The sequence below is a fragment of the Psychroserpens sp. S379A genome (assembly GCF_049800755.1).
Classification (GTDB): domain Bacteria; phylum Bacteroidota; class Bacteroidia; order Flavobacteriales; family Flavobacteriaceae; genus Psychroserpens.
Map to the genome: position 1 here is coordinate 262,961 of NZ_JBNAFQ010000004.1, position 7,601 is coordinate 270,561.

General features: G+C 38.8%; 1 protein-coding gene. It reads left to right on the forward strand.

From position 1 onward, the window contains the following. Positions 1–174: 174 nt before the first annotated feature. Positions 175–7,601: choice-of-anchor J domain-containing protein (locus ACP15M_RS11840; RefSeq protein WP_425077422.1), on the forward strand; the 7,427-nt coding region annotated here is incomplete at its 3' end.

Below are 7,601 nucleotides of genomic sequence, written 5' to 3' on the forward strand. Positions count from 1 at the left end.
TTTATAAACAAAAAGTTTGAAAATTCAACTGTTTTGCTATATTTGTTTTTCGGTTTAACATAAAATTAACTTGTTTTATTTTTAAACCTTCCCAAAACTTCCTATAACTCCCTGTTTTTTTTTGGTATTTGTGCATTTGCGCAAACATTAAGCTATTAACTAATATTAACTTTTATGAGAAAATTTACATTCATTGTGTTAGTATTGCTTGCTTTTAGTTGGCAATCCTACTCACAATCTATCGTTATTGGTACAGGTACCGATGAAACAACGAGTACCGAATCTGATCCAATTCATGGGTATTACAATGCTTTTAGATACCAAGTAGTTTATACTGCTGCGGAATTAAGTGCGTCTTTAACCCCTTATGATGAAATAACTGCTTTAGGATGGTCCATTTCTGGCGACTATGCTGGTGGTAACTTACTAGGTTATACCATTAAAATGGGACACACCTCAGCAGCAAACTCGGCATCACATGATAACTCGAGTACTATTGTTGTTAAAAATGCATTTGATTATGATCCAACTGTCACTGCTGCTGGCGTGTTTGACATGATTACATTTGACACTAACTTTGTGTGGAATGGCGTTGATAATGTTTTAGTAGAAGTTTGCTCTGATGGACAGAATCCTTTTAGTGGCCCTTATGGTCAAGTAAGAGGTACTGATGGTACTAACAACTCAAGAATTTACAGAGTTGATGGAAGTAGCGCCTGTGGTGTTGACACCAGTACAACTAACCCGCACAAACCTAACATACAATTTAATTATATAGACGGTACACCTCCTGCGTGTTTTGCTCCTACTGCGATAACTGTTGATAGCTTTACAGCTACAACTGCAGAAATTAGCTGGACAGCTGGTCAAGGAGAATTAGATTGGGAAATAGTAGTACAAGCTGCAGGAACTGGTACGCCTGGTGCAGCTGATAATTCTGGAACTGATACAGGAACTAATCCACATTCTGCAACTGGATTAACAGCACAAACAGCTTACGAAGTATATGTAAGAGCTGATTGTTCTGCTGGTGCTGGTACTGATTTTAGTGCATGGTCTGGTCCTGTAAATTTCACAACAGCATGTGCTATAGAAACTGCACCTTATACAGAAGATTTTGAAAACGGAGGAGCACTTCCAGATTGTTGGACCTTAGCTGGTGATGACGACTGGGAATTTGCAAATTCTGGAAGTGGCGAACATATTGGTGATAATGGCACACTATCTGGTTCAACTGATTCTAACGGTTACTTTGCTTGGGTAGATGATTCTACTCCTGACGCTACCAATGCAGAATTAAGATCCCCATTAGTAGATCTCTCTGGTTTAACGACACCTAGTTTATCTTTTTATGAAATAAGTGACAATGAAGGCGCTAACCCTAATGCAACATTAACTGTAGATGTTTGGGATGGTGCTGCATGGAATACAGTAGGCACATACAACACTAACACATCAGGCTGGGAACAAAAATTTATTGATTTAAGCGGTCTTACATTTACAGGACCAGCTCAAGCACGATTTTTAATTGCTGATTCTGGAAGCTTCTATGATGATATAGCCATTGATGATGTATCATTTGATGAATACCCATCTTGTTTTGTTCCTTCAGGATTAGCTATTGACAGCTTTAATGCATCTAGTGCAACCATTAGCTGGACTGCTGGTGTCTCTGGAGAAAGTGATTGGGAAATTGTAGTTCAAACTGATGGTACTGGAACTCCAGTAGGCTCAGGTGTTGCTACTTCAAGCAGCCCTTATTTTGCATTAAGTCTTGCGCCTAGTACAGATTACGAAGTATATTTAAGAGCCAATTGTGGTGGTGGTGATTTTAGTGATTGGATTGGTCCAGTTGATTTTACCACATTACCTTCTACTGTACCTAGTTGTTCTGCAACATATACTCCTGCTCCAGATGCAAGTTGTGGTAATTCAGACACAACACTTTCGTGGGATGCTGCAGATACAGCTGACGGATATCGTATTACAGTTGGAACTACTTCAGGAGGCAATGATATTCTTGATGATGTTGATTTAGGTGATGTTTTAACTACTACTGTGAGTAGTCAAAGTCCTAGCACAACATATTACTATACTGTTTCTCCATACAATATTGTTGGAACAAACACAACCTGTACAGAGCAGACATACACCACAAATGCAACAGCTTGTTTATGTGATTCTGTCCCAACATCAAATGATGGCGCTGGTATTTCAAATGTTAGAATTGGTTTTGATGATTATGCTACCGGAGATGTGACATACTTTGATCATTCTGGCCCTGTAAATGAATTAAGTCAAGGTGTGCCAATTAATGTTCAAATTACTTTTGAAACAGGTTATACTTATGGCACACATATTTGGATTGATTTAAATGACAATGGAGATTTAACAGACCCAGGAGAGCTTGTATTTTCTGGCGAATCTTTAGCAGACAACCCAACTACTCTTGATGCAAGTTTTACAGTACCTTCTGGCTTTTTAGGTGCTCACAAAATGAGAATTGGTACAGCAGATTCTGGTCAAGCAACACCTAACCCTTGTTATAGTGGAACATATGGTGTGACTTTAGATTTTGATGTTAATATTACAGCACCATCATGTACACCTGCTGTTATTGCAAGTACAACAGTTGTTGACAATTGTGCTACTGGACAATATAATGTAGAAGTAGACGTAACCGATCCTGGTACAGCGACCTTTCTTATTGGTACTGCTCCAGTACCAATAACCTCAGGAATTAATGTTGTAGGTCCTTTTGATATTGGAACCACTTCACCATCAATTAATGTTATTGACGTTACTAATAGTGCTTGTAATATTGATTTAGGAACTTTTGATAGTGATGGACATCCTCCATCAGATTTAGTAGCATCAAACATTACAGGAACTACTGCTGATTTAGCATGGACTGTTAATGGTTCTGAAACTGCTTGGGAGGTATTAGTATTACCTGCTGGAGATCCTGCTCCATTAGGAACGACCTCTGGTACAGATGTTTCAGGAGCTAACCCATATACAGCTACTGGTTTAACAGCTCAAACATCTTATGATGCATATGTAAGAGGTATGTGTGGCACTGACCCTGAATGGGTTGGCCCAGAAACCTTTACAACACCTTGTCCTGTATTTACACCATCGTATTCAGAAGACTTTACGACATTCCTAGATCAATGTTGGGAAGAAGCTACAGATGGCGACTTAATTGCAGGACCAGCTAGCTTTGGTTCTGGAGGTTTCTTAGCTGAAGAATTTGCTCATGTTGGCACTGGTAATGGAGCTGTAAATATTAATTTGTATTTAGGCGGACCAGATATAGATTGGTTATTATCACCTAGCTTTGATTTATCAGCTGATGGCTACCAATTAGAAGTGGATGTTGCTTTGACAAATTACAATAGTACAGCTCAAGGTAACTTTAATACTGGTGACCAAGTCCTTATAGTATATTCTAATGATGGCACAAACTGGACAACATTAGTAACCTATGATGACACAAATGAGCCTGCTGCTGCTGGACAAACTGAAATTGTAGACCTTACAGGGATCACAGGAACTAGTGTTCAATTTGCGTTCTATGTTTCTGAAGGAACTACTGGAAGAGATATTGATTTCCATATTGATAATTTTAAAGTAAGAACTCCTCCAACTTGTTTTGATGTATCAGGTTTAAGCCTTGATAGCGTTTCAACTACAACAGCAGATATTAGCTGGACAAATGCTGGTGCAGAAACCAATTGGGAAATCGCAGTACAAGCTGCAGGAACAGGTGTACCTAGTACAGCAAATGATTCTGGAGCAAATACAGCTACTAATCCATATACTGCTACTGGTTTAACTGCTCAAACTGACTATGAAGTATATGTAAGAGCAGAATGTACTCTTGGATCTGAGTTTGGTGAGTGGGTTGGACCTTTAAACTTTTCAACAACTTGTAACCCTCTAAGCACATTCCCTTGGACTGAAGATTTTGAAAGCATTACAACGCCAGACTTACCTATTTGCTGGTCTGCATTAAATGAAAATGCTGATGGAGACGCTTTCCAAACCTATGGAACTTATGGTGCTGGTGGCTCTAATGCAGCTGGTTTATATACAGATTTTAATGGTGGAAGTAATGATGATTATTTAATTTTACCACAGTTTACTTTAACTGGCAATCAAGAATTAACATTTAGTGTAAGAGCAAGATCATCTGGTGAGCCAAATGATTATCGCGTTGTATTATCAACAACTGGTACTGCTGCTGCTGATTTCTCTACAGAATTGCGAGCTTTAACAGAAGTATCAAATACAACACACGAAACTATAGCTCCTATTCGATTAACAGCTTATACAGGAGATGTCTATATTGCTATACATGTACCAGATGGTGGATTAGATGGTTATTATATCTATTTTGATGATTTTAGCATCGTAGATCTTCCTCCTTGTGTTGATCCTACAGATATAGCTATAACTCCAGCAGCAACTACTGCAGATATTAGCTGGACTCCTGGCACTGATGAAACTGCATGGGAAGTTGTAGTTCAAGCACCACTTACAGGTGAGCCTGCAGGTGCCGGAACAGCAGCTACTAACCCTTATACTGCAACAGGCTTAACGTCTGAAACTGCTTATGAAGTATATATAAGATCTAACTGTGGTGTTGATGGATTTAGCGTTTGGACTGGACCGTTTAACTTTACAACAACTCCAGATTGCCCAGCTGTAACAGCTATTACTTTAGATGATGTTACTACAACAACTGCAGATGTTAGTTGGACTGCTGGTAATGCTGAAACTAATTGGGAAGTCGTAATACAAGCTCCAGGAACAGGTTTACCTGCTGCTGCTGATGGTACTGGTACAGATACAACTTCAAATCCGTATTCATTTACTGGTTTAACAGCTAATACAGCTTATGAAGTATATGTAAGAGCAGAATGTACTGCTGGTACTGAATTTAGTACTTGGAATGGTCCATTTAACTTTACAACACCTTGTGAAACTATTAGTGCTTTCCCTTGGACTGAAGATTTTGAGAGTATTACAATTCCAAACTTACCAGATTGTTGGACAGAATTAAATGAAAATGCAGATGGAGACTTTTTCAGAACATGGAATGACTTTAGCTCTGTTAGTAATGAAGCAGGTTTATATACAGATTTCAATGCTGGAAATAATGATGATTATTTAATCTTACCTCCATTTACTTTAACTGGAAATGAACGATTCAAATTCAGTGTTAGAGCAAGATCAACGGGTGAACCAAATGATTACAGAGTTGTATTATCTACCACAGGAACTGCTGCTGCCGATTTCTCTACGGAATTACAAGCTTTAACATCTGTATCTAATACAACACATGCTGAAATAGCTCCTATTGATTTAAGTGCTTATTCAGGAGATGTATACTTAGCTATTCATGTACCTTCTGGTGGATTGGATGGTTACTATATCTATTTTGATGATTTCACAGTTGAAGAAATCCCTAGCTGTTTAGACGTAACAAGTATAACAGTTTCTGGTGCAACTGGTACTTCTGCCAATATAGGTTGGACAGAAAATGGTACTGCTACCGATTGGGAAGTCGCTGTACAACCTGACGGAACAGGAACTCCTGCTTCAGGTGATGCAACAACATCTAACCCATATTCGGCTACAGGCTTAACACCTGAAACAGATTATGAAATATATGTAAGAGCTAATTGTGGTGGAGCTGGATTTAGTGCATGGACTGGTCCTGTAACTTTTACAACGCCTTGTGCTACTGAAACACCAGATTACACTGAAGACTTTACAACATTCTTAAATTCATGTTGGACTGAAGCTACAGATGGTGATTTAACATCAGGACCTGCTAACTTTGGTTCTGGAGGTTTCTTAGCTGAAGAATTTGCTCATGTTGGATCTGGTAATGGCGCTGTGAATATTAACATGTATTTAGGTGGACCAGATATAGATTGGTTGTTATCACCTAGCTTTGATTTATCAGCTGATGGTTATGAATTATTAGTAGACGTTGCAATGACCGATTATAATGCCACAACTCAAAACGATGGATTTAGTACAGGTGATGAGGTACATATTGTATATTCTAATGATGGTACAAACTGGACCGATTTAGTTGTATATAACGACGTAAATGTTCCTGCAGCTGCTGGTCAAACCGAAACCATTGACCTTAGTGGAATAACTGGAACTAATGTTCGATTTGCATTTTATGTTTCTGAAGGAACTGATGATGGAAGAGATATTGACTTCCATATTGACAACTTTATTGTAAGAACTCCTCCATCTTGTCCAGATGTATCTGCAATTGCAGTATCTAACATCACTACAACTTCTGCAGATATTGCATGGACTAATGGTGGTTCTGAAACCGCTTGGGAAGTAGCGGTACAAGCTGCAGGAACAGGAGAACCAGGAGCTGCTGATGGATCTGGTACAGATTCAGCAACAAATCCTTATAATGCTACTGGTTTAAGTTCATCAACAAGTTATGAAGTTTGGGTAAGAGCAGAATGTACAGCTGGAGTTGAATTTGGAGCATGGATTGGACCGATTAATTTTGCTACTGCTTGTGATTCATTCTCTACATTTCCTTATACTGAAGGATTTGAAAGTGGCGTACCTCCTACATGTTGGTCTACTTTTAGAGGTACAAATGATGAAGGTACTACCTATGATTGGACGACGACTGCTACTGCTAATAGTGGTTCACAAGCTGCATTCGTTAGGTTTAGTGTCAGTGGTAATGACGCTGAAGACTGGTTAGTAACTCCAGAATTTGATTTTTCTGCATTATCAAATCCTGAATTCTCATTCTTTACTAGAGAAGGGTTAACAACAGATTATGGTAGTACATTAACTGTAAGAGTATCAACTACAGACACTGCTCATGCGTCATTTACGACTGTATATACTAGCGGTGAAACTGATATTACGACATACAACCAATTAGTTATTGATTTAAGTGCTTACGCAGGTGCACCTACAGTTTATATAGCTATTGTGTGGGCAAATGATGATGGTGATAGTTTATATGTTGATGATGTTGCTGTTTATGACAACATCCCTGGAACTTATACCTATACTGATGGTGTATGGTCACCAAGTACTCCTACAAATGATTTAGATGATATCATCATTGCTTCTGGTAATTTAGTACTTAGCTCTGACTTAACTTGTAACACGATGACTGTTAATCCTGGAGCGAGTGTAACTGTTGATGTTGGTACTACACTTGAAGCTACCAACGGTTTAACTCTTGAATCTAGTTCTACAAGTTATTCGAGTTTAATTCCTAATGGAACTATTGTAGGTACTATGGAATATGAGCGTCATGTTAACATTAATGGCTCTGGTACTACTGGTAGTAACGACCTCGTGTCGGCTCCTTTAACGGGTCAACAATTCGATGACTTTGCTGCTGCTAATCCTAATATCTTTAGCAATGGCGCTGGTACACTTTACTTATTTGGTCCGTTTGAAAAGGTGACTGGTCAGTATGTCACTTGGGCTAATACCGAAACTGCTACCCTTGATGCTGGTGTTGGGTATAGAGCTGCTTCTACTGATAATGATACTTTTACCTTTACTGGTAATGCTGAAACTGG